We start from the raw sequence: 21681 nt of genomic DNA, 5'->3' as shown, positions 1-21681 counted from the left end.
AGTAGACCCGTTCTTCAGAGCTTGAACGTCAGCACGAGCGGGTCGGGTGCGCCGAGGCTGCCCCGGGCGTACCGGATGGCGGTGTCGTCGGCCCAGGCCAGACCGGAGAGCGTCTCGCCCTTCATCTCGGGGGTCTCGAAGGTCTTCGTCGTCTCGCCGGTCCGCGCGTCGAGGACGACCACGCGCTGGCTGCGCTTGTCGCCGGCGCGGGTGGTGACCAGGGCGGCGACGTGATCACCGCCGGGGGCGAGGGCGTAGTAGACGTCGGAGCAACCCTCGATGGCCGGGCGGAACTTGTGGAGGCGCTCGCCGGTGATGTCGAGGATCTCGAACGAGCAGGTCTGCCCGAACTCGGCCGGCCACTCGACGATGCGCGCCGTGGTCGCCTGCATCCCGAAGTACGGCACCTCCCAGCCCTCCATCGCGGTGCTCGGCGTGCCCTCCTCCAGCCCCCCGGTGGCGATGTCGTAGCGCGCGAACACCGGCCGTACGGAATTGTTCTCCTCCTTGAAGTGCCACCAGAACAGCGTGGTGCGGTTGCCGGTCATCGGCACCGAGCGGCTGGCGTAGGAACCCGACTCGGGGAGGGGATGGTCGCTGGTCACGCGGCCGTCGGCGTCGACCACGACAACGCGCCGGTCCTTGTCGCCGTAGCCGATGGTGGCCAGCCCGCCGCCCGGCAACGGGGCCGGGCCGAGGTAGGTGCCCTTGTCGAGGCCGGGCGCGGTCTCGGGTGCGGCGACCACGGCCGGGCGCCCGTCGACCGTCCGCAGCTGGGCGGTGATCTCGCCGCTCGACCCGGGCACGTGCGTCCCCGAGGGCAGCCCCTGGGTGGTCGGGGGAGCCTCGCGGTCGAGCCACAACCCGATCGGTCCGCCGCCGAACGGGTCGCCGACGATGTAGTCGCGGCGGGGGATCAGTTGCGGCACCACCGCGGCGAGGGCGGCCACCGTGACGACGGCGGCCGCGGCGGTGAGGATCGTGCGGCGGCGCCGGATGCGGCGGGCCCGGCGCAGCACGGCCGTCACGTCGTGGGGCCCCGGCGGGAGGCGGTCGGCGGTGGTCAGCACGGCGCGGTCGAGGTTGTTCATCACTTCTCCTCCAGGCTGACACGCAGCGCCGCCATCGCCCGGGACAGACGACTGCGGACGGTGCCCTCGGCGATCTCCAGCACGGCCGCGGTGTCCGCCGTGGACATCCCGAAGATGACCCGGCAGACGACCACGGCCCGGGTCGGGATCGGCAGCTCGGCGAGCGCGGCCACCGCCTCCCCGTCGCCGTCGGGCAGGGCCGCCTCGAAGACTGGCAGGCCGTGCTCGGTGTCGGGGAACGCGCGCTCGCGTCTCAGTTTGCGCCGCCACGAGGTGGCCCAGTTGAGCCCGACCCGGAACACCCAGCCGGCCGGGTTGTCGGCGACGGACACCTGCCGCCATCGCACGTAGGCCCGGGCCATCGCCTCGTCGGTCGCCTCGCGCGCCAGGTGCACGTCGCCGAGCGCGACCGCCAGCGCGCGGTAGACGCGGTCGGCCGTGGACGCGTAGAAGGTCTCGAACGAGCCGCCGGCCCGTCGCCCCTCGCGCGGCTCCGACACGATGTCAGTGTCCATGCCCCTAGACGCGCGAGGGACCCCGTACGCTCCCTCGCCGGTCAGAAATCTGTGCCGCGCGAGACTTTCTCCCAGACGTCCAGTTCGGCCCGTACGGCATCGAGGTGCGTGACGATGCCGTCGACCGCGTCACCCCCGAGCGGCAGTCGCAGCGGCGTGACCTCGGCGTCGAGGGCGGTCAGGATCGCGGCGGCCGCCTTGGCCGGGTCGCCGGGCTGGGAACCGTCGACCCCCTTGATCATGGTGCGGGTCGGGCCGACCGTGGATTCGTACGCGGGAAGGCTTTGGCTCTCGACCAGGCTGCCGCCCGAGAAACTGGTGCGGAAGGCGCCCGGCTCGACGACCAGCACCCGGATCCCGAGCGGGCCCACTTCGGCCGCGAGCGCCTCGGAATAGCCCTCGAGCGCGAACTTGGTGGCGCAGTAGGCGGAGAAGCCCGGGTAGGCCAGCTGCCCGCCCATGGACGACATCTGCACGATGGCACCCGACCCGCGCTTGCGCATGCCGGGCAGCACCGCGCGCACCAGCGCGGCCGGGCCGAAGACGTGCACCTCGAAGATCGACCGCAGCTCGTCGTCGGTGGTCTCCTCGGCGGCGCCGACCTGACCGCGGCCGGCGTTGTTGACCAGCACGTCGATCCGGCCGTAGCGGCGCTCGACATCGGCCACCACCGCGGCCACGGAATCGGCGTCGGTCACGTCGAGGCGTACCGGATCGATCTGGTCGGGGTGGTTCGCGGCCAGCTGGGTCAGGGTTTCGGGGCGGCGGGCGGTGGCCACGACGACGTCCCCGGCGGCGACGGCGGCCTCGGTGATCGCGCGGCCGAAGCCGCTGCTCGCGCCGGTGACGAGCCAGACTCGTTGTTCAGACATGCGTCCAGCCTGTCGCCATGGGCGGATCGCCGTCCAAGACCTTCTGTGATAACCGTTGGGCATGGACGCGCATCTGCGGGATCTGCGGTACTTCCTGGCGGTCGCCGAGCACCTGCACTTCACCCGCGCGGCCGAGGCGCTGTTCGTGAGCCAGCCGGCCCTGTCCAAACAGATCCGCGCGCTCGAGAAACAGTTGCGCGTCAGCCTTTTCGAGCGGGACCATCGCGACGTACGGCTGACGACCGCCGGCGCCGCACTGGTGCCGCACGCGCGGGCGGTGCTGGAGGCGTGGCAGTCGGCCGAGCGGGCCCTGGTGGCCGCGGCCTCGACGTTGGTCGTGGGCATGAGCACCGCACCGGGGCGGGGGCTGCTTCCGGCCGTACGGGCCCGGCTCGGTTCCGGGGTTTCCCTACATCTGCGGCAGATCCCATGGTCCGACCCGACCGGTGGCCTGGCCGGTGACGAGGCCGACGCCGCGTTCGTGTGGTTGCCGCTGCCGTCGCCCAGCCGCTACCGCTGGCTCCCGGTGGCGACCGAACCGCGGCTGGTGGCGCTCCCGGCCGCGCACCGGCTGGCCGGCCGGGAACGGGTCGACCTCGCCGATCTGGCCGACGAGCCGTTCCTGACCCTGCCGGCCGCCGCCGGGCCGCTGCGGGACTTCTGGCTGGCGCTGGACGAACGGGCGGGACGGCCGGTGGTTGTGGGGGCCGAGATCGCCAACACCGAGGAGGCGGTCGAGGCCGTCGCCGCCGGGCTGGGCGTCTGCCTGATCGCGGCCGGCAACACCTCACTGGTCGCGCGGGACGGCGTGGTCGTGCGGCCGGTCGACGGTCTGGCGCCGAGCCGGCTGGTGCTGGCCTGGCGCCGCGACGACCGCCGGCCGTTGCTGGCCACGCTTGTGGAGGCCGTACGAGGTTTGGTCAGGGCCGGAGCGTCAGGACCTGAGGGCCGGTCGGGGTGATGGCGACGGTGTGCTCGGAGTGGGCGGTGCGCGAGCCGTCGGCCGAGCGGATCGTCCAGCCGTCCTGGTCATACTTGATCTTGTCGGTGGTGGCGCACAGCCAGGGCTCGATGGCGACCGTCAGACCGGGGTCGAGGCGCATGCCGCGGCGGGCCCGGCCGTCGTTGGAGATGTGCGGGGCCTCGTGCATGGTGCGGCCGATGCCGTGCCCGCCGAACTCGTGGTTCACGCCGTAGCCGTAGTCGCGGGCCACCGCGCCGATGGCGGCCGAGATGTCGCCGATCCGGCCGCCGGGCTGGGCCGCCTTGATCGCCGCGTCGAGGGCGACCTCGGTGGCCTCGATCAGCTTGAGGTCGGCCGGGTCGGGCGTGCCGACCACGAACGAGAGGGCCGAGTCGGCGTTCCAGCCGTCGATGCCCAGCGCCATGTCGATGCTGAGCAGGTCGCCGTCGCGCAGCACGTAGTCGTGGGGCAGACCGTGCAGCACGGCGTCGTTGACCGACAGGCAGAGCACGTTGCGGAACGGGCCGCGGCCGAAGGAGGGGGCGTAGTCCCAGTAGCAGGACTCGGCGCCCCGCTCCTTGATGCGCCCGCGGGCGTGCCGCTCGATGTCCATCAGGTTGACCCCGACCGCGGCGACCCCGCGCAGCTCGGCCAGCAGTTCGCCGACGAACTGCCCGGCGACCGCCATCTTGGCGATCTCCTCGGCACTCTTGAGCTCGATCACAGGGGTCCTCCTCGGTGCGTTCGGTATTTTTATACCAGGTATTTTTATACCACGCGCTTCGGGGGTAACCTGCTGGCATGGTTCGTCAGCCACTCACCGCCGAACAGATCGCCGCTGGTCAGCGTCTCGGGGCCGCCCTGCGCGCGGCCCGGGGCGACCGCAGCCTCGTCGAGGTGGCGCTGGCGGCCGGCATCTCACCCGAGACGCTCCGCAAGATCGAGGCCGGCCGCCTGCCCGCGCCCGCGTTCGGCACGGTGGTGTGCGTGAGTCAGGCCCTCGGCGTCCCGCTCGGCGACCTGGCCGAGGTCTGGCTGGCCGACATGCCGGTGCGTCAGGCCTCCTGACCCGTTCTCACATGTACTTCTCTCCCATGTGCTTCTCGAACCAGGCCAGCATGGGGCTCGAGTCCTTCGCGAAGCGCAGATAGCCGTCCCAGCGGCGGGTCGAGCCCTCGATCCAGAGCAGTTCCTTGTCGGCGATCGGGATGTTGTCGTACATGCCCTGGACGTCGCTGGGCCGGGTCAGGATGTCGTCGCGCACCTGGTAGAGGAAGGTCGGGACGCGCACCGACCGGGCCGTCTCGACCGGGGCGAAGTCGTCGAGCGGAATGCTGGTGTGGCGGCGGATCAGCTCGCCCAGCGTCTCGATGTGATCGGCCGCCGTGAGCCCGGCCAGCTCCAGGGAGCGTTCCAGCGTGACCCGCACCGTGAGCGGCTGTGGGGCGACCATGCAGCGCACATCGTCGAACGCCTCAGGGGCGAGCTGCATGGCGGCCATGGTCGCGTTGGCGCCCATGCAGCGGCTGAACAGGCCGATGGCCGCGCCTTCCAGATCGGGGCGGGAGCGCGCGTACGCCAGGGAGCCGAGCACGTCGCGGGCCACGTATCGCGCCGCGGTCACTCCGCCGTTGGCGGCGCCGCTGTGGCCGAAGTTGCGCATGTCGTAGGCGAGCACGTGGTAGCCGGCGTTGTGCAGGATCTTGTAGTCGGGGATGAAGTTGACCTCGACGTCGTTGCCGGAGGGCGCCCAGATCGAACGCCACGGCTCGAGGTGCGAGGGCAGCCCGGCCCGGGTGAAGCCGAGCGGGTGGTTGGCGATGACGACCCGGGTCGCGCCGGGCGCCGGGATGAACCAGCCCTCCAGCGGCACGCCGTCGAGGGACGGGAACGTGACGTCTTCGTAGGCCAGGCCGGCCTCGGCCGGCGTGTGCAGGATCGGCGAACGCTCGGAGAGCGTGCCGAACCCGTCGGCCATCTGCTGCACGATGGTGTCGGTTTCCATGCCGACGACGTTCGCAGCGCGCATCGGGTTCACCGAGGCAAGGACGTTCATAGGTGTACGACTCCTACCCTGCGCGCCGCGGTTGTCACTAGCGTGAGCGAATGAGCATCAACGCACTCGGCGACTTCCTGCGCGCCCGGCGGGCCGGGATGCGGCCCTCCGACTTCGGCATGCCCGCGGGCGGGCGGCGGCGGGTGCCGGGGTTGCGGCGCGACGAGGTGGCGGTGCTCGCGGGCGTCAGCACGGACTATTACGTACGGCTGGAGCAGGGCCGCGAACGCAACCCGTCGGACGAGGTGCTCGGCGCGCTGGGCCGGGTGTTCGGGCTCGACGACGACGGCATGGCCCATCTGCGGCGGCTCGTGGGGTCGCGTGCACGGCCGGGGGAGTCGGCCGAGCGGGTCGCACCCGGGATGCTGCGCTTGCTCGAACTGTGGCCGAACACCCCGGCGCTCGTGCAGAACCGCTACGGCGATGTGCTCGCCTGGAACCGTCTGGCCGGCGCCATCCACCCGGCACTGGCGCGCGACCGCAACCTCTTGCGCGCCTTCTTCCTCGACCCCGACGAGCGTTTGCTGTTTCCCGAGTGGGAGCAGTCGGCCCGTACGGCGGTGGCGTGGCTACGCGCCGAGGCCGACCCGGACAGCGCGCGGCTGGCGTCGCTCGTCGGGGAGCTCACGCTGAAGAGCCGTGAGTTCGCCCGGCTGTGGGCGCGGCACGACGTGCGGGCCAAGTCGACCGGGCACAAGCGGTTCCGGCACCCGGTCGTGGGCGACTTCGGCGTCGACTACGAGACGTTCCGCCTGGAGGACGGCAGCGGGCAGACCCTGACCGTCTATCACGCCGCGCCCGGTAGCCCCGACGCCGACGCGCTAGCCCTGCTGGCCAGTCATGCTGTCACCGGTGTCGAGCGGCAGCCAGACCCGCATCGTTGACGGGCCCCGCGAGGCCCAGTCGTGGTAGGGGCGCAGGGTGAGGTCGGTCTTCTCGCCGGCCGGATCAAAGGCTTGCGTCCCGTACGGCCACCCGTCGTACCGCGCCGGCAGGATGCGGCCGGTGGCGGTGACCGTGCCGGGTTCGCCGGCGAGCGGGACCGACGGGTCGAGCCGCACGGCGTCGACCTCGGTGCCGGGCGGCAGGTCGACCGACTCCAGGCAGTAGACAACCGGGCCGCGCTCGACGGCGACACAGCCGCGGACGGCGTCGATGCGCGGGTCGGGATAGGTGAGGCGCGGCTCCACGGGCAGGTCGAGGCGGACGGTCTCGCCGGCCCTGAACTGTCGCCGGATCCGCAGCCAGCCCGGTGCGGCCGGTTCCAGCCGCGCGGTTGTTGCCGGTCGCGCGGCTGCTTCGGTCTGCGCGTTTGTTTCGGTCTGCGCGGCGTCGATTGCGTACGACGCTCCGGCTGCCCATGCGGGAACGCGCAACGTCAGCGTCCACGGCGTGGACAGCGTGCGGCGGATGTGGACGGCGATGCGGCCGCTGACGGGATAGTCGGTCTCGATGTCCAGCGCGATGTCACCGGTGTCGATCCGGGCCGCCGCGTACTGGTGGATCTGGACACCCGTGGCGTCAGTAGTGGCCAGATACGCGGCCAGGCTGGCGAACGTGCGGGACAGGTTGGTCGGGCAGCACGACACCGTGAACCAGGGCGCGCGCAGGTTCGAGGTCGCGCGCGGCACGATCTCGTCGTCCGGCGGCTCCACGCCGAGTGAGCGCTGGTGCAACGTGTTCGTATAGAAGAAGCGTTTTCCGTCGTCCGACGGCGATGTCGCGATGACGTTGAAGAGTGTGCGTTCGATCAGATCCGCGCACCGGACATCGCCCGAAGCGAGCAGAAGACGCCAGGCGAGCATGACCGAACCGACACTCGCGCAGGTTTCCGAATATGCGCGGTCGGGCGGCAGCACGAAGTCGTCACCGAACGCCTCGTCCTGGTGCCGCGCGCCGATCCCGCCGGTCAGGTAGACGCGCCGGGCGACCGTGGTGCGCCATTGCCGCGCGACCGCGTCGAGCAGTTCCTGATCGCCGGTCTCCACCGCGACGTCGACCGCGCCCGAGGACAGATACATCGCGCGTACGGCGTGACCGCGCAACACCGGCGCCGAACGCACCGGCACGTCGTCCTGGAAGTAGGACCGGCCGAACTCGATGTCGGACAGCACCTGATGTCCGCGCCGCTCGACGAACAACCGGGCCTGTTCGAGATAGCGCGTGTCACCGGTGACCCGATAGAGCTCGACCAGCGCCGGCTCGATCTCCGGGTGCCCGCACACCGACTCGATGCCACCCGGACCGAACACCTCGCACACGTGGTCGGCCGCTCGGATGGCCACCTCGACGAACTCGTCGCGGCCGACCGTGCGGGCGCGGGCCACGGCGGCCTGGATCAGATGCCCGTACGAATAAAGCTCGTGCCCCCACTCGAGATCGGTGTAGCGCGGCCGCTGACCGGGCCGGCCGAAGTTGGTGTTCAGATAGCCGTCCGGTTCCTGGGCCGTGGCCACCTGATGGGCGATCGCTCGGAACCGCGCGTCGATCGCCGGCTCCCCGGTGCGGCCGTACTCCCAGGCGAGCGCTTCCAGGTACTTGTAGATCTCGGTGTCGGAGAACTCCCGGCCGCGCCGCGAACCGGCGTCGGCCCCGGGCGAGAAGTTGCCGAGCCAGCCCGAACTGGTCAGCCAGTGCTCGACGTGGTCGAGGGTGGCCGAGCGGTTCACGCGCTGGCGGTCACCCCAGAAACCGGACCGGAACGAGACTTCGCCCAGCCCGAGCGGCCGCAACCGGCCGGACGAGGGCACAACGGGAGAGACGGCGGTGTCGGAAACAGTCACGGAGGCATCAACCCTTGAGAGCGCCGGACATGAAACCACGGACGTAATGCCGTTGCAGGGCCAGGAAAAACACGATGCAGGGCAGGGCCAGCACCACCACGCCGGCCTCGGTCGCGCCGTAGTCGACGATGCCCATCACCTGGCCGCGCAGGTTGGCCACGGCGAGCGGCAGCGGCACCTTGTCGGAGTCGCTGATCAGCACGAGCGGCGTGATGAAGTCGTTCCAGGCGGCCAGAAAGGCGAACAGGCCGACCGTGATGAGACCGGGCTTGGCGGCCGGGATCAGCACCCGTTGCAGGGCCCGCAACGACCCGCACCCGTCGATGAGCGCGGCCTCGCGCAGTTCGCCGGGAACGGCCTCGAACGAGATGCGCATCATGAACGTGGCGAACGGCAACTGGAACATGGACAGCACGAGCGCCAGCCCGATGAGCGAGTTCTGCAACCCCAGGCTGTTGAGCAGAACGTAGAGCGGGATGAGCAGGGTCGCGTACGGGACCATCAGGATGGCCAGGGTGAGCAGGAACAAAGCGTTGCGCCCGGGGAACCGGAACATCGCGAACGCATATCCGCCGGTGACCGAGGCGAACAGAGTGAACAGCACGGTCATGAGCGAGATGGCGAACGAGTTGAACAGGTACTGCGCGATTCCGGCCTGATAGTGCGCGAGTGTGTCGTAGTTGGCGAAGCCCCAGCCGTCGGTCTGCTGGGTGCCCGCGTGCGGGGCGACCGACGCCAGCGAGGCCCAGACGAGCGGGAACAGGAAGATGAGAGCCAGCCCGCCGGTGAGCACGTGCTGCGGGGTGCGGAGCAGAAGACGGGACATCACCGCTCCCTTCCGCGCAGGCCCCGGAACTGCACGATGTTCACCACGAGCAGGGCGGCCAGCACGAGGATGGACAGCGCGGCGGCCCGTCCCAGGTTGTTCTGGCCCTGGAACGCCATGTTGTAGATGAGCTGCACGATGGTGACCGTGCTGTTGTCCGGTCCGCCCTTGGTCAGGATGTAGAACTGGTCGAACGCCAGCAGCGACCCGGTGACGCACAGAATCGTGCACAGAGCGAGCGAGGGCCGCAGCAGCGGCAACGTCACGTGCCGGAACGTCTGCCACCGTCCGGCCCCGTCCAGACGCGCGGCTTCGTACACGTCGCCGGGAATGCTCTGCAGCCCGACCAGCAGCAGGAGCATGTAGAAACCGGCGAAGCGCCACACGATCAGCGCCACCGTCGACCAGAGCGCCGACCACGGGGTGCCGAGGAACGAGATCTGGCCGGGGATCGGGCTCGCCTGCGGTGAGTAGAGCGCGTAGAACAACAGCGACGCCGACGCGAGCCCGAGCGCGGAGGGCACGAGGAACGACGTACGGAGAATGCCGTTCCACCGCGACGACTCCTGCACGAGCAAGGCCAGACCTAGCGCGAGCACCAGCAGGATCACCGTGGTGAGCACCGTGTACTTCACGGTGAACCAGACCGCCGGCCAGAACAGGCGGTCGCTCACGGCGTCGGTGAAGTTCTCGGGCGCGTTCCAGCCGCGGTTGCCCGCGAACAGGCCCCAGTCCGAGACCGACATGCGACCGACCAGGCCGATCGGGGCGACGAAGAAGATGACAACGAACAGGGCGGTCGGCGCGGCGTACGCCCAACCGGTCAGCGCTGTGCGGGAGCGGCGCGCCGACCGGCTGGGCGATGACACCACCGCCGTTTTACTGGGCGAGAGAGTCAGTGAGCGCGGCATTGTCCTTGCCCAGGGTCGAGGGATCGCCGTAGACCTGATCGCGCACCAGAGTCATCCAGGGGCTGCCGGGTGCGTTGAAGGCCTGCTGGAAGTTGACGGCCACCGGCGTCTTGCTCTGCGGCGAGGCGGCCACCTTGTTCACCGTGACGACCCGCGGGTCCTTCTGCGAATACTTGTTGTCGGCCAGGTCCGTACGGGAAACCGAACTGTCGTTGGCCGCGAGCACGTCGACCTGGGCCGCCTCGGAGGTCATCCAGGACAGGAAGTTCCAGGCCTGCTCGCTCTTCTTCGAGTCCTTCGAGATGCCGATGCCGTCGCCGCCCACGAACGTCGAGGCGCCCCCGTTGACGCCCGGGATCGGAACGACGCCGACATCGACCGTCTTGGCCGCGGTCGAGAGCAGCGTGGCCGGGTACGGCATCACGCCGACCTTGCCCTGCTGGAACGCGGCCACCCAGGTCGCCCCGGTCTCGTCCTTGGCGCCGGGCGCGATCGCCCCGGCCTCCTGCAGCTCACGCCACGTCGCGTACACCTTCTGCGCGGCCGTGCCGTCGAGCCGGGACTGGGTGCCCTCGGGGTTCATGACCTCTTCGCCGCTGGCCCAGATCATCGGGAACCACGTGAACACGTTGCAGCCACCGCAGTTGCCGCCGAAGTAGGTGCCGAAGACGCCCGGCTTCTTGAGTTTCTGGATGGCGAGCGCCTGCTCCTTGAACTCGTCGATCGTGGTCGGCCCCTTCTCGGGGTCGAGCCCGGCCTCCTTGTAGAGCTTCTTGTTGTAGAAGATCACCGAGAGGTCGAGGACGAACGGGAGCACGTACTCCTTGTCCTCGAACGTGCCGGCCTGCAGATGCCCCTGGTTGATCTTGTCGGCGTACGGGAGCAGCTTGATCCGGTCGGTCAGGTCGGCGAACAGGCCGGCCTTGGTCCAGTTCGGAACGTAGACGATGTCGGCCGCGAACAGGTCGGGCAGATCGCCGCTGCCGGCCGCCGCACCCACCTTCGCGACATAGTCGTCGTTCGGGACGATGGTCAGTTTCACCTGGTTCTTGTGGCTCTTGTTGTACGCCTCGACGAGCGCTTTGGCCTGCAGCTCCAACGGTGCGCGCGTCCACAGTGCGAGTTCGGTGCCGTCGTCGGCGCCCTCGGCCGTGATGTTCCCGCCGCCGCTGCCGCCGTTGTCGTCGTCTCCGCCGCACGCCGCGACCGAGGCGAGCAGGCTCGCGATCGCGGTGACGGCCAGAATTCTGCGCATGCTCAAGGTGATCCTCCGGTTTCGTCGGATGAACCACGGGGAGTATGGTGACAGCTCATTTCGCCAGCTAGACCCGTTTCCTAGTCCGGGTGCCGGCTCGCCGAAAAGGTTTTCAGGAACGTAATCCGCCGGGTATTTTGCTGTCAAGCTCTGCGGGGAGGGGATCGAACTTGGTACGCGCGACCCTGCGCGATGTTGCGCGTCTGGCCGGGGTGTCGGTGGCCACGGCGTCCAAAGCGCTCAATGGACAGCCGCAGGTGCGCGCCTCGACGCGCGAACGGGTCATGCTGGCGGCGTCGCAACTCGACTTCTCGCCCAACGCGCTCGCGCAGGGGCTGATCACCCAGCGCACCGGCACGGTCGGGCTGCTCACGTCCGACCTGGAGGGCCGTTTCTCGATCCCGATCCTGATGGGCGCCGAGGACGCGTTCGGCACCGACCAGACATCGGTGTTCCTGTGCGACGCGCGCGGCGACGGCATCCGCGAACGCCATCACCTGCGCGCGCTGCTGTCCCGGCGGGTCGACGGGCTGATCGTGGTCGGCGCGCGCCCCGACAGCCGGCCCTCGCTCGGCCGGGATCTTCCGGTTCCGGTCATTTACGCGTACGCCCCCTCGGAGGACCCGCGTGACCTCTCGCTCGTGAGTGACAACGAGGGCGGCGGCCGTCTCGCGGTCGACCACCTCATCCGCTGCGGCCGCCGCAAGATCGCGCACATCACCGGTGACGCCTCCTACGGCGCCGCGCAGGACCGGGCGCGCGGCGCGCTGGCCCGCCTGACCGAGGAGGGCCTGGAGGTGGCGGGCGGCGAGGTGTGGTTCGGCATGTGGTCCGAGGCATGGGGCCGCGGCGCCACCCGCATGCTGCTGGAACGATGCCCCGACGTCGACGCCGTGTTCGCCGGCTCCGACGAGATCGCCCGCGGCGTGCTCGACGTGCTGCACGAGGAACGCCTCGACGTTCCGGGGCGGGTGGCCGTGGTCGGCTACGACAACTGGAACATCCTGGTCGCCAACGCCCGCCCGCCCCTGACCACCGTGGACATGAACCTCGAACAGCTGGGTCGGGTGGCCGCGCAGCGCTTGTTCGCGGCCATCGGAGGCACACTGGGTTCCGGAGTCGAGAAGTTCCCCGGCAAGCTCGTCACCCGCGAGTCCACCGCCCCGCTCCGCTGACCCACCGCCGTCTCTTCCCGGTTCAAGGGCGGTCGTGGAGGAACCAGGCATTGCTCCGGGCCAGGGAAAGGGCCAGCGCCCCGCGATCCGCCTAAAGGCTGCCGCCAACCGCCGACAGCTGGCCGGCGAGCTCCCAGGCCTCGTCGCCCGGGGCCGGTGGCCGGGACACGACGAACTGGAGCATGGTGCCCCACCAGGCGACCAGTTCGGCGCCGTAACGCTGGTTCCACTGCCACAGCGCGGCGGTCAGAGCCGTCCATCGGGTGGGGTCGCCGGCACCGTAGTAACGCAGCCACCCCGGAGCCAACCAGGGCCGGGGAGTGGGCAGCAACGCCAGGTGGACGGCGTTCGGGACGAACCATTGGCGCGTGCCGGTGAAGTCGCCCAGCATCGTTGTCACATGGGCCGCCAGCACCGGGTCTCCCAGCGCAGCGTCGTAGTCGTGGCGATCGGCCACCGGCGGATGGAACACCGACCACGGGTCCATCGTTGTGGCCGCCGTTTCGAGGGTGGCCACCTCTTCCGGAGACGGATCGCCGTGGATCTCCTCGGGGACGATCATCACCGGCCAGCGGCCGGTCTCCGGAACCAGGGACCGGGCGGCCTGCCAGGAAGGCAGGATCAGGCCGCTGTCGATGTCTTGGACAACGAGCGCGCCACCCACATCTTCCTCGACCGGCAGTCCGTCGAGCACGGTGCCCCGCAACAGGGCGGCGACGTCGGTCATCAGCGCAACTCCTCGGACCTCCGGCGGCTTGCCGTCCGATTATTCACGGGTTACCAGCACCACGGTGTCGAGGATCCGGTGCCAGTCAAGTTCGGTCAGGGGACGGCCGGTCAGCGTGCTCATCGCGGCCATGGCGTGCAGAAGCCGTTGCCGCACGAGGGTTTCCGTCTCGCCGCTGGTCCGCGCGAGGTGGTCGCTCTCGTCAGCGAACCGGGATGTGCGTGCGAGCCGGGCACTCTCGTCGGCGAACCGGGCCGTGCGCGCGAACTGCACGAGCGAATCGGGCAGCGCCGGTGGCTCCGGTGGTTCGTTCAGAGACAGCCGCACCCCCAGAACCTCCGCGAGCCGGTTGACGGCGGCCAGCGTGGGGTTGCCGCGGCCGTTCTCCAGATTGGCGATGTAGGGCACGGAAAGCCCGGCTTCGGCCGCCACCGAGGCGATGGTGCGGCCGCTCGCCACCCGCCGGTGCCGCAGGTGAGCCCCCAGCTCCTCTATCTCCACAGAACACATCTTGCCATGAGTTCTTTCTGTAGAATAGCTTCGGCCGGTGGACTTCCGGCGGCTGTGGCTCGCCACCACGATCGACTCGTTCGGATCGTGGCTGCTCGTCATGGCCGTGCCGTTGCAGGTCTTCGCGCTCACCGGCTCAGCCATGTCGACCGGGCTGGCGCTGGCCGTGCAGGCCGCCCCGGCCGTGCTGATCGGTCCCTGGGCCGGCGCCGCCGTCGACCGCTGGCCGCGTCGCACGATCGTCGTGACGGCCAACCTGGCGAGCGCAGGCGCGGTGCTGCTCATGCTGCCCGCGCATGCCGGCTTCGTGTTCGCCGGCCTGCTCGCCGAGAGCGTCGCGGTGTGTTTCCTGCGGCCGGCGCTGCGGGCGTTGACCCCGGGTGTCACCGATGACCTGGCCCGGGCGAACTCGCTCATGGCGTTCAGTGACAGCGCCCTGCGGATGGCCGGCCCGCTGGTCGGGACGTTCCTGACCGCCCGCGGCTGGTTCGAGGCCGTCGTGGTCACCGACGCGCTGTCCTATGTGGTCGCCGCTGCGATCGTCGCGACCATCACCGTACGGACGTCACCGGTGACATCACCCGACCGACCTCAGCTGCGCCGGGTCCTGAGCGCGCCGCTGCTGCGGGGCATGCTGGCCACCAGTTGGGTTTACTGGGCCGGGAACGCCGCCCTGACCGCGCTTCTGGTCCCGTTCACCGTCACCCGCCTGCACGGTTCGGGCGAGGCGCTGGGTTGGCTCATCGCCGGGCTCGGGGTCGGTTACCTCGCCGGTTCCGCGGTTTCCCGGCGCCTGCTCACCCGATTCGGCACCCGCGCCATCCTGACCGTCGCCTACACGACGGTCGGCCTGTGCTTCCTCGTCATGGTGAACGCCACCTCTGTGCCGGTCGCGGTCGTGGCGGCCACGGCCGCGGGCGTGCCCGGGGTCGTCGCCTCGATCGCCATCACCTACCGCGTCCAGGTCGACACCCCCGACGCCGCGCTGGGCCGGGTCGCTGCCACCTTCTACATCAGCGATTCCGTCGCCGCCGTCGCGGGTGCCCTGCTCGCCGCGGCGGTTGTCGCGCTCACCACGCTTCCGGTCGCCCTGAACGCCTTCAGCTTCCTGGTTCTGTCGACCGGCCTCCTGGCGTGGACCGCTCCGGGGGTCACTGCTGCCTCCAGGCGGAGACCAGGCCCGCGTACGGCCCGGGGGCGTTGACGAGGTCAGGGTGCTCGCCGGACTGGACGATGCGGCCGTTGTCGAAGACCAGCACCCGGTCGGCGGCGGCCGCGGCGTTGAGGCGGTGCGCGATCGAGATCGTGGTGCGGCCCTTGGTGAGCACGGCCAGGGCGCGCTGCACGACCATGTCGGTGGCGGGATCGATGCCCGAGGTGGCCTCGTCCAGCACGACGAGGTCGGGGTCGGCCAGCGCGGTCCGGGCCAGGGCGACCAGTTGCCGTTCGCCGGCCGAGAGCCGTTCGCCGCGCAGGCCGACCCGGGTGTCGAGGCCGTCGGGGAGCGTGGCCAGCCAGCCCCGCAGTCCGAGGTCGTCGAAGACGCGCTCGACATCGCCGTCGGGGGCGCCCAGCCGTACGTTGTGGGAAATGGTGCCGTCGAACAGGAACGGGTCCTGCGGCACGATGACCACCCGCCCGGCCGTGGTGAGGCGGTCGAGCGGGATGCCGCTGAGGGTGATGACGCCGGCCGACGGTTCCAGGCGGCGGGTGAGCAGCTTGGCGAACGTGGACTTGCCGGAACCGGTGGGCCCGACGATAGCCACGTGCTCGCCCGGCTCGATCCGCACGCTCACGTCGTGCAGCACGAGCGGGCCGTCGCCGTAGCGGGCCGACACCCGGTCGGCGCACACCTCCACCGGGCCCGGCGGCAGCTCGAGGTCGTCCGGGCGCACCGCGCTGGGCGTGGTCGCCAGCTCATGGGCCCGTCGCCAGCCGGTGAGCGCGTTCTGCGCCTCGCCCAGGCTCTGCACCAGGAACTGCAGCGGCCGGACAAAGAACGTCACCAGGAACACCATCGCCACGACCTGACCCGCGGACAGGCCGCCGATCCCGTACGCGCCGCCGAGCAGCACCGCCACGGTCATCGTCGAGATGGCCACCTCGCCCAGGGAGGCGTTGGCGTGCAACGGCGGCAGCGTCCGCAGCAGGCTGTCGCGGGCGCGGTCGACTGCGGTGTCGAGCTTGGCCCGGGCCCGTTCCCCGGTGCCGGTCGACCGGATCACCGGCGCGCCCAGTACCGACTCGGTGACCGCGCTCTGCATCCGTGACAGGTCACGCCGGGCCACGCCGAAACGCCGCGCGATCACCCGTTGCAGCACCAGCATGGCGACCAGGGTCAGAGCGGCCAGCACGAGCACGGGCAGGCCGAGTTGCCAGCTGTAGACGCACATGATGACGGTGGCGATCAGCAGCTGGGCCGCGTTGGTGACGAACTGGATGCCGCCGCCCTGCAGGAACGTCGTCACCTGGTCGACGTCGCTGGTCAGCCGCGCCACCAGGTCGGCGCTGGGCGTGCGGTCGAACCGGCTCGCCGCCATGTCGTGCGCCCGCCGCAGCCCGTCGCGTCGCAGCCGGGCCAGTGCGGTCTCCACCTGGTCCTGCAGTCTGCGGTTCAACAGCATCGACGCCGTACCGGCTACCACCACCGCGCCCGCACCGACCGCGACCGCCGGCCCGACCGTGCGCGGCGCGAACCCGGAGTCGACCACGTGCTGAACCGTCAGCGGAGCGATGATCCGTCCGGCCCCGGCCAGCAGAGCCAGCAGAGCCGTGGTTGTCCTATTCAGCAACGGCGTAGGCGTTGACGAGCCGCGCGTACTCCGCGCGCCCGAGCAACTCCTCATGGGTTCCCACGGCCGCGATCCGGCCCGCGTCGAGCAGCACCACCCGGTCGGCGATCTCGACCGCGGCCGGCCGGTTCGTCGTCACCAGCACGGTCGCCTCCACACCCGCGATCCCCTGCAGCACTTGACGTTCGATCTGCGCGTCGAGGGCGGAGGTGGCGTCGTCGAGCACCAGCAGCCGCGGCCGGCGCAGCACCGCTCGCGCCAGGCAGACCCGCTGCCGCTGCCCGCCCGAGAGGGTCGCCCCACGCTCGCCGACCACCGTGTCCAGCCCGTCCGGCAGGTCGCGCACGACGTCGTCGACGGCCGCCACCCGCAGGGCGTTCCACAGGTCGGTTTCCCCGTACGGGCTCCCGAGCGACAGATTCTCCCGGATCGACTCGGTGAACAGGAACGGCCCCTGCGTCACCACGGCTACGCTCGACGGCACCTCGTCGCCGGCCAGATCGCGTACGTCCGTACCGTCGAATGTCACGACGCCGGCGGAGGGAGCGAGCCCCGCCGCGAGGTCGAGCAACGTGGTCTTGCCCGATCCCACCGCGCCCACCACCACCGTGACGGTCCCCGGTTCGAGCGTCAGCGTGGCGCCGTCGAGGATGCGGCGGCCGTCCCGCGTGACGTTCGCGTCCCTCAACTCCACCCGCAGCGGACCGTCCCCGGCCAGACGCCGCGAACCGGACCGCCGGATCTCCCTGCTACGCAACACTTCCTGAACCCTCTCCAACCCAGCGCCGGACATCGGCAGCATCGACAGAAACCGGCTGATCACGTTGAGCGGAATCGCGATCGTGATGAGCAGGTAGACCACCCCGACCAGATCGCCGGGGGTGAGCGCGCCATGCTGCACGCGCGGCGCGCCCACAACCAGCACCACGAGCACGGCCGCCGTGGGCAGCAACTCCAGAAGCGGATCGAACACCGAGCTGACCCGGGCCATCCGCAGATCGGCCGCGCGCAGCCGCTCGACCCCGGCACCGAACCGGGCCTCCTCGACCCCGGCCAGCCCCAGGCTGCGCACCACCGGACCGCCCTCGACCGACTCGTGTGCGACCGTTCCCACCGCACCGCGGGCGGCCTGGACCGCACGGGCGCGCGGCGCCAGCAACCGTTGGTAGACCGTGTTGAGGCCGAGCACGAGCACGACCAGGCCCAGCCCGATCAGGCCGAGCGCGGCATCCCGGCGGAACAGCTCGACGAGGGCCAGCACCAGCATGAACGCCATGCCGAAGGCGAAGTAGGCGAACTGCATCGGCGACCACAGCGCGTCCACATCGGACACAGCGTGGGCGAGCAGGCGTCCGGGGGAGCGGTGGCGGTGCCAGCCCTCGTCGAGCGCGAGGAACTGCCGTACGACGGCCCGGCGCGTCTCGGCCTGAGCCCGGTACTGCACCTGGCCGGTGGCCACACCCCGGACGAAAATCGTGCTCCACCGCACCGCCGAGATGCCGAGGATCAGCAGCGCGCTGATCCACCACGCACTCGCCTCCCGCTGGTCCGGGACGACCAGGTGATCGGTGGCCCAGCCGACGGCCGCCGCGCCCGCCACCATCGTGGCGCCGTTGAGCAGCCCGGTCGCGGTGGCGAGCAGCGCGGGGCCGGGATGAGCGCGGGCGGCGGCGAACTGGGCCGCGATCGGGTGGTCAGGCAGCATGGATCCGCCGGCCCGGGATGGCCTCGATGAGCTCCCGGGTGTAGTCGCTGCGCGGGTTGCCGAAGACCTCGGCGACCGGCCCCTGCTCGACCACGCGACCCGCGCTCATCACCGAGACGGTGTGGGCGATGCGGGCCACCACCGAGAGGTCGTGCGAGACGAACAGGTAGCTCAGGCCGAGCCGGGCCTGCAGATCGGCCAACAGCGTGAGGATCTGCTCCTGCACGAGCACGTCGAGGGCGCTGACCGGCTCGTCCAGCATGATCAGGTCGGGTTCGAGGGCCAGGGCGCGGGCGATGGCGACCCGCTGGCGCTGCCCGCCCGAGAGTTCGCGCGGCCGCCGGTCCAGGTACGCGTGCGGCAGGGCCACCTGGTCGAGCAGCTCCCGGGCGCGGGTCTCGCGGGTGCGGCGGTCGCCGACGCGGAACGACACCAGGGGCTCGGTGATGGACTGCCGTACGGTGAACTTGGGGTCGAGGGTGGCGAACGGGTCCTGGTGTACGAGCTGGGCTTTCCGGCGCAGCGGGCGCATGCGGTTCCAGGACAGACCGCGGATCTCGGTGCCGGCCAGCTCGATCGAGCCGTTGGTGGCGGTTTCGAGGCCGAGGGCGATGCGCAGGGTGGTGGTCTTGCCGCAGCCGGACTCGCCGACCAGTGCGTGGGTGCCGCCGCGGGGCACCTCGACGTCGACGTTGTCGAGGGCGTTGAAGCCGCGGTGGCCGCGCCGGGGGTCCCTGATCGCGAACGTCTTGCTGACGCCCGCTAGCACAAGAATCGGCTTTTCCGAGTCGGATATCTCTCCGGGGGCGGCGCTGCCGACGGCCTGTGGATATTCCGTTTTGTCGCTCGCGGGCGGCGTAGTGTCGGCGCCGTCCCGGGGTGGTTGGGGGTGGATGGTGGGTAAAAAGGAAAGAAAATCCGTCGGCGGCGCGGCGGCTGCGATCAAGCGCCGGGTATAGGGCGAACCGGGCGTGACCAGCAAAGACTCGGGCGTGCCCTCCTCAACTTTGCGACCGTGCCGCATGACCACCACCCGGTCGGCCCGGTCGGTCGCCACCGCCAGGTCGTGCGTGATGATGAGCAACGAGATGCCCTGCTCGCGCACCAGACCTTCGAGATGGTCGAGGATCCGCTTCTGCACCGTCACGTCGAGGGCGCTCGTCGGCTCGTCGGCGATGATCAGCTTGGGCTTTCCGGCCAGCGCGATCGCGATCAGCACCCGCTGCCGCAAGCCGCCCGAAAGCTCGTGCGGATATTGCCGGGAGCGCATCTCGGGGTCGGGCACCCCGGCCTGCTCGAGGAACGTCAGCGTCTCGGAGCTGGGGGCCCCGCGCAGGCGTACGGCCTCGGCGACCTGGGCCCCGATCCGTTTGGTGGGGTTGAGACCGACCATCGGGTCCTGGGGAATCAGGCCCACCACCCGGCCGCGGAGAGCCCGCAACGTACGCTCCCGGGCCCCGGCTGTCTCCACGCCGTCGACGACGGCCGAACCCGCGGTGATCCGGCCGTTGGTGGGCAGCAGACCGATCAGCGCGTTGGCCGTGGTCGTCTTGCCCGAGCCGGACTCGCCGACGACGGCCACCACCTCACCCTGGCCGACGGTGAGGTCCAGCCCCACCACCGCGGGCTGCCGGCCGTAGCTGACGTCCAGGTTCCGGATGTCGACGAGGCTCATCGGGTCAGCTCCTGCAGCGTTTTGGAGATGTGGTTGAGGCTCAGCACGAGCAGGGCCACGAACAGGCCGGGCAGCAGCGACAGCCACCACGACGTGACGAGGTAGTTGCGGCCGTCGGCGATGAGCGTTCCCCACTCGGCGGCGGGCGGGGCGGCGCCGAAACCGAGGAAGCTCAGCGACGCGATCGCGATGATGGCCACGCCGGCGTCGAGGACGGCGAGCACAGCTACCGGTCCCCACGAGTTGGGCAGGATGTGCCGCAGCAGCACCCGCGTCCACGAGGCACCCCCGGCCCGGGCCGCTTCGACGTACGGCAAGGTCTTGACCCGCAGCACCTCGGCCCGGGTGGTGCGGGCGAAACCGGGGACGATGCCGACCCCGACGGCCACGGCGACCGGGATCGTGCCGTAGCCCAGCGCGGTGACGATGGACAGGGCCAGCAGCAGGCCGGGGATTGCCAGAAGCACGTCGACGAAGCGCATCAGGATCGAGTCGGTGATGCTGCCGAAGAACCCGGAGACGATGCCCAGCGCCAGCCCGGCCACGACGGCGATCCCGAGCGCGATCAGGGTGGCCTTGATGGTCAGCGGGGAGCCGTAGAGCACCCGGGTCCACAGGTCGCGACCGTAGATGTCGGTGCCGAACAGGTGGTCGAGGCTGGGCGCGAGCGCCACCGAACCGGGGTCGGTGTCGATCGGTCCGTACGAGGTGAACAGCTTGGGCCAGAACGCGGAGGCGAGCACGAAGACGACGTAGAAGGCGGCGATGAGGAACAGGGGCCGGCGCACCAGGGGGATCCAGCGGCTGCCGGGCCGGACGAGGGGAGGGGCGACATCGACGTCGACGGGTTCGGCGATCGTGGCGGTCACAGGGCAACTCCCTCGACGGAGGCGACGGAGGCGGCGGCGGGCCGCGTATGCGAGATGCGCGGGTCCAGCAGCGGGTAGAGCAGGTCGACGACCAGGTTGACGAGGACGAACACGGCGGCGGCGACGGTCACGACGGCGAGTACGACCGGCACGTCCTGCGACAGCACCGCCTCCTGGGCCAGCTTGCCGATGCCCTCGCGGGTGAACACGGTCTCAACCACGATCGAGCTGGTCACCGTCAGACCGACGATCACGCCGAGGATGGTCATGGCGGGCAGGGCGGCGTTGCGGAACGCGTGTCTGAGGTGCACCGCCGAACGGGACAGGCCCTTGGCTCGGGCCGTGGTGACGTACGGCTGGGAAAGGGTTTCCTCGAAGCTGCGGATGAGCACCTGGGCCAGAACCGAGGACGCCAGCACCGCGATGGTGATGACCGGCATGACCAGGCCGCCGGTGGCCGGGAACCAGCCGAGCTGGAACGAGAAGAACTGGATGAGGAACAGGGCCACGAAGAACTGGGGGAACGACGCGCCCAGGGCGGGCAGGCGGGTCAGGAAGGTCAGGCGGGTGAAGGTGGCCAGGTAGGCGAGGGCCGAGCCGAGGACCAGCGCCACCGTGGCGGCGCTGACGCTGAGCAGCAGGGTCGGGCCGATCCGGTCGGCCAGCAGCTGACTCACCGGCACCTGCTGGGTCAGCGAAGTGCCGAAGTCGCCCCGGAGCAGCCCCGCCAGATGGTGCCAATACTGCAACCAGATGGGCTGGTCGAGCCCGAACTGGTGCTTGATGGCGGCCACCTGCTCGGCGCTCAGGCTGTCCGGCTGCACCCCGGCGGCGGCCAGCTGCAGCTCCATCGGGTCGCTGGGCAGCAGATAGAGGATCGCGAAGGTCAGCGTGTACGCGGCCCACAGGACCAGCACCGCCTGCCCGATCCGGCCCAGCACATACCTGGCCATTC

Annotated in this window: 21 protein-coding genes; 5 read left to right on the top strand and 16 right to left on the bottom strand. The window is 70.6% G+C overall.

Annotated elements, in window-relative coordinates; all coding sequences use genetic code 11:
* Positions 1 to 14: 14 nt before the first annotated feature.
* The 3 genes from JIG36_RS01890 to JIG36_RS01880 are packed head-to-tail and all read right to left on the bottom strand — an operon-like array spanning position 15 to position 2478.
* Positions 15 to 1091 (bottom strand): hypothetical protein, encoded by a 1077-nt coding sequence (locus tag JIG36_RS01890; RefSeq protein WP_203374209.1) that lies wholly within the window; start codon positions 1089 to 1091, stop codon positions 15 to 17.
* Positions 1091 to 1606 (bottom strand): RNA polymerase sigma factor, encoded by a 516-nt coding sequence (locus tag JIG36_RS53105; protein ID WP_203374208.1) that lies wholly within the window; start codon positions 1604 to 1606, stop codon positions 1091 to 1093. The genes JIG36_RS01890 and JIG36_RS53105 overlap by 1 nt, the downstream gene beginning before the upstream one ends.
* A gap of 41 nt (positions 1607 to 1647) precedes the next feature.
* A complete protein-coding gene (locus tag JIG36_RS01880) occupies positions 1648 to 2478 on the bottom strand; it encodes an oxidoreductase (RefSeq protein WP_203374207.1) in 831 nt (276 codons plus the stop codon).
* 61 nt (positions 2479 to 2539) lie between these two features.
* Between JIG36_RS01880 and JIG36_RS01875 the strand changes: the two genes are divergently transcribed.
* The gene (locus JIG36_RS01875; RefSeq protein WP_203374206.1) at positions 2540 to 3439 is read left to right on the top strand and encodes a LysR family transcriptional regulator; all 900 of its coding nucleotides are present in this window, start codon (positions 2540 to 2542) and stop codon (positions 3437 to 3439) included.
* On the opposite strand, the gene map is transcribed toward JIG36_RS01875, so the two are convergent.
* Positions 3399 to 4166 carry a type I methionyl aminopeptidase gene (map, locus tag JIG36_RS01870; RefSeq protein WP_203374205.1) on the bottom strand — a complete coding sequence of 256 codons (768 nt, stop codon included), beginning with the start codon at positions 4164 to 4166 and terminating at the stop codon, positions 3399 to 3401. The genes JIG36_RS01875 and map overlap by 41 nt on opposite strands.
* A gap of 77 nt (positions 4167 to 4243) precedes the next feature.
* On the opposite strand from map, the gene JIG36_RS01865 reads away from it, so the two are divergent.
* Entirely contained in the window at positions 4244 to 4510 is a 267-nt protein-coding gene (locus JIG36_RS01865) for a helix-turn-helix domain-containing protein (protein WP_203374204.1), read from the top strand.
* 7 nt (positions 4511 to 4517) lie between these two features.
* Here the strand turns inward: JIG36_RS01865 and JIG36_RS01860 are convergent, their stop codons facing one another.
* Positions 4518 to 5447, bottom strand: coding sequence for an alpha/beta hydrolase family protein (locus JIG36_RS01860; protein ID WP_236045482.1), 930 nt, complete (start codon positions 5445 to 5447; stop codon positions 4518 to 4520).
* A gap of 101 nt (positions 5448 to 5548) precedes the next feature.
* On the opposite strand from JIG36_RS01860, the gene JIG36_RS01855 reads away from it, so the two are divergent.
* On the top strand, positions 5549 to 6382 hold the full coding sequence (locus tag JIG36_RS01855) for a helix-turn-helix domain-containing protein (protein WP_203374203.1): 834 nt from the start codon (positions 5549 to 5551) through the stop codon (positions 6380 to 6382).
* Here the strand turns inward: JIG36_RS01855 and JIG36_RS01850 are convergent.
* From JIG36_RS01850 to JIG36_RS01835, 4 genes are read right to left on the bottom strand one after another with little or no spacing between them, the layout of a single operon-like run.
* A complete protein-coding gene (locus JIG36_RS01850) occupies positions 6320 to 8281 on the bottom strand; it encodes a glycoside hydrolase family 127 protein (protein ID WP_203374202.1) in 1962 nt (653 codons plus the stop codon). The genes JIG36_RS01855 and JIG36_RS01850 overlap by 63 nt on opposite strands.
* 7 nt (positions 8282 to 8288) lie before the next feature.
* On the bottom strand, positions 8289 to 9107 hold the full coding sequence (locus JIG36_RS01845; protein WP_203374201.1) for a carbohydrate ABC transporter permease: 819 nt from the start codon (positions 9105 to 9107) through the stop codon (positions 8289 to 8291).
* On the bottom strand, positions 9107 to 9976 hold the full coding sequence (locus JIG36_RS01840) for a carbohydrate ABC transporter permease (protein ID WP_307872524.1): 870 nt from the start codon (positions 9974 to 9976) through the stop codon (positions 9107 to 9109). Before JIG36_RS01840 ends, JIG36_RS01845 begins: the two co-directional genes overlap by 1 nt.
* A 10-nt stretch (positions 9977 to 9986) precedes the next feature.
* Positions 9987 to 11273, bottom strand: coding sequence for an ABC transporter substrate-binding protein (locus JIG36_RS01835; protein WP_203374199.1), 1287 nt, complete (start codon positions 11271 to 11273; stop codon positions 9987 to 9989).
* 170 nt (positions 11274 to 11443) lie between these two features.
* Between JIG36_RS01835 and JIG36_RS01830 the strand changes: the two genes are divergently transcribed.
* The gene (locus JIG36_RS01830) at positions 11444 to 12448 is read left to right on the top strand and encodes a LacI family DNA-binding transcriptional regulator (protein WP_203374198.1); all 1005 of its coding nucleotides are present in this window, start codon (positions 11444 to 11446) and stop codon (positions 12446 to 12448) included.
* Positions 12449 to 12539: 91 nt separating this feature from the next.
* Here the strand turns inward: JIG36_RS01830 and JIG36_RS01825 are convergent, their stop codons facing one another.
* A complete protein-coding gene (locus JIG36_RS01825) occupies positions 12540 to 13175 on the bottom strand; it encodes a DUF4253 domain-containing protein (protein WP_203374197.1) in 636 nt (211 codons plus the stop codon).
* A gap of 39 nt (positions 13176 to 13214) precedes the next feature.
* On the bottom strand, positions 13215 to 13676 hold the full coding sequence (locus tag JIG36_RS01820; protein WP_203374196.1) for a helix-turn-helix domain-containing protein: 462 nt from the start codon (positions 13674 to 13676) through the stop codon (positions 13215 to 13217).
* Positions 13677 to 13722: 46 nt separating this feature from the next.
* Between JIG36_RS01820 and JIG36_RS01815 the strand changes: the two genes are divergently transcribed.
* On the top strand, positions 13723 to 14889 hold the full coding sequence (locus JIG36_RS01815; protein WP_203374195.1) for an MFS transporter: 1167 nt from the start codon (positions 13723 to 13725) through the stop codon (positions 14887 to 14889).
* On the opposite strand, the gene JIG36_RS01810 is transcribed toward JIG36_RS01815, so the two are convergent.
* From JIG36_RS01810 to JIG36_RS01790, 5 genes are read right to left on the bottom strand one after another with little or no spacing between them, the layout of a single operon-like run.
* Positions 14837 to 16477 carry an ABC transporter ATP-binding protein gene (locus JIG36_RS01810; RefSeq protein WP_203374194.1) on the bottom strand — a complete coding sequence of 547 codons (1641 nt, stop codon included), beginning with the start codon at positions 16475 to 16477 and terminating at the stop codon, positions 14837 to 14839. The two genes, JIG36_RS01815 and JIG36_RS01810, sit on opposite strands and share 53 nt — an antisense overlap.
* Complete coding sequence (locus JIG36_RS01805; RefSeq protein WP_203374193.1) at positions 16467 to 18182, bottom strand: ABC transporter ATP-binding protein; 1716 nt, start codon at positions 18180 to 18182, stop codon at positions 16467 to 16469. Before JIG36_RS01805 ends, JIG36_RS01810 begins: the two co-directional genes overlap by 11 nt.
* Entirely contained in the window at positions 18172 to 19857 is a 1686-nt protein-coding gene (gene nikE, locus JIG36_RS01800) for a nickel ABC transporter ATP-binding protein NikE (protein ID WP_203374192.1), read from the bottom strand. The genes JIG36_RS01805 and nikE overlap by 11 nt, the downstream gene beginning before the upstream one ends.
* Positions 19854 to 20726: an ABC transporter permease gene (locus tag JIG36_RS53850; RefSeq protein WP_307872523.1), complete on the bottom strand. Its 873-nt coding sequence runs from the start codon at positions 20724 to 20726 to the stop codon at positions 19854 to 19856. Before JIG36_RS53850 ends, nikE begins: the two co-directional genes overlap by 4 nt.
* Entirely contained in the window at positions 20723 to 21679 is a 957-nt protein-coding gene (locus JIG36_RS01790) for an ABC transporter permease (RefSeq protein WP_203374191.1), read from the bottom strand. The genes JIG36_RS53850 and JIG36_RS01790 overlap by 4 nt, the downstream gene beginning before the upstream one ends.
* Between the last annotated feature and the right edge of the window lie 2 nt (positions 21680 to 21681).

The organism is Paractinoplanes ovalisporus, assembly GCF_016834655.1.
Classification (GTDB): domain Bacteria; phylum Actinomycetota; class Actinomycetes; order Mycobacteriales; family Micromonosporaceae; genus Actinoplanes; species Actinoplanes ovalisporus.
This window is presented reverse-complemented; position numbering and strand designations above follow the sequence as displayed.

Excerpts from the sequence above, each read along its gene's own strand:
- JIG36_RS53105 (WP_203374208.1), bottom strand. The coding sequence starts at position 1,606 with ATGGACACTGACATCGTGTCGGAGCCGCGCGAGGGGCGACGGGCCGGC.
- JIG36_RS01865 (WP_203374204.1), top strand. The coding sequence starts at position 4,244 with ATGGTTCGTCAGCCACTCACCGCCGAACAGATCGCCGCTGGTCAGCGT.
- JIG36_RS01790 (WP_203374191.1), bottom strand. The coding sequence starts at position 21,679 with ATGGCCAGGTATGTGCTGGGCCGGATCGGGCAGGCGGTGCTGGTCCTG.
- JIG36_RS01890 (WP_203374209.1), bottom strand. The coding sequence starts at position 1,091 with ATGAACAACCTCGACCGCGCCGTGCTGACCACCGCCGACCGCCTCCCG.
- JIG36_RS01855 (WP_203374203.1), top strand. The coding sequence starts at position 5,549 with ATGAGCATCAACGCACTCGGCGACTTCCTGCGCGCCCGGCGGGCCGGG.
- JIG36_RS01835 (WP_203374199.1), bottom strand. The coding sequence starts at position 11,273 with ATGCGCAGAATTCTGGCCGTCACCGCGATCGCGAGCCTGCTCGCCTCG.
- JIG36_RS01880 (WP_203374207.1), bottom strand. The coding sequence starts at position 2,478 with ATGTCTGAACAACGAGTCTGGCTCGTCACCGGCGCGAGCAGCGGCTTC.
- JIG36_RS01805 (WP_203374193.1), bottom strand. The coding sequence starts at position 18,182 with ATGCTGCCTGACCACCCGATCGCGGCCCAGTTCGCCGCCGCCCGCGCT.
- nikE (WP_203374192.1), bottom strand. The coding sequence starts at position 19,857 with ATGAGCCTCGTCGACATCCGGAACCTGGACGTCAGCTACGGCCGGCAG.
- JIG36_RS01860 (WP_236045482.1), bottom strand. The coding sequence starts at position 5,447 with ATGGAAACCGACACCATCGTGCAGCAGATGGCCGACGGGTTCGGCACG.
- JIG36_RS01825 (WP_203374197.1), bottom strand. The coding sequence starts at position 13,175 with ATGACCGACGTCGCCGCCCTGTTGCGGGGCACCGTGCTCGACGGACTG.
- JIG36_RS01845 (WP_203374201.1), bottom strand. The coding sequence starts at position 9,107 with ATGTCCCGTCTTCTGCTCCGCACCCCGCAGCACGTGCTCACCGGCGGG.
- JIG36_RS01875 (WP_203374206.1), top strand. The coding sequence starts at position 2,540 with ATGGACGCGCATCTGCGGGATCTGCGGTACTTCCTGGCGGTCGCCGAG.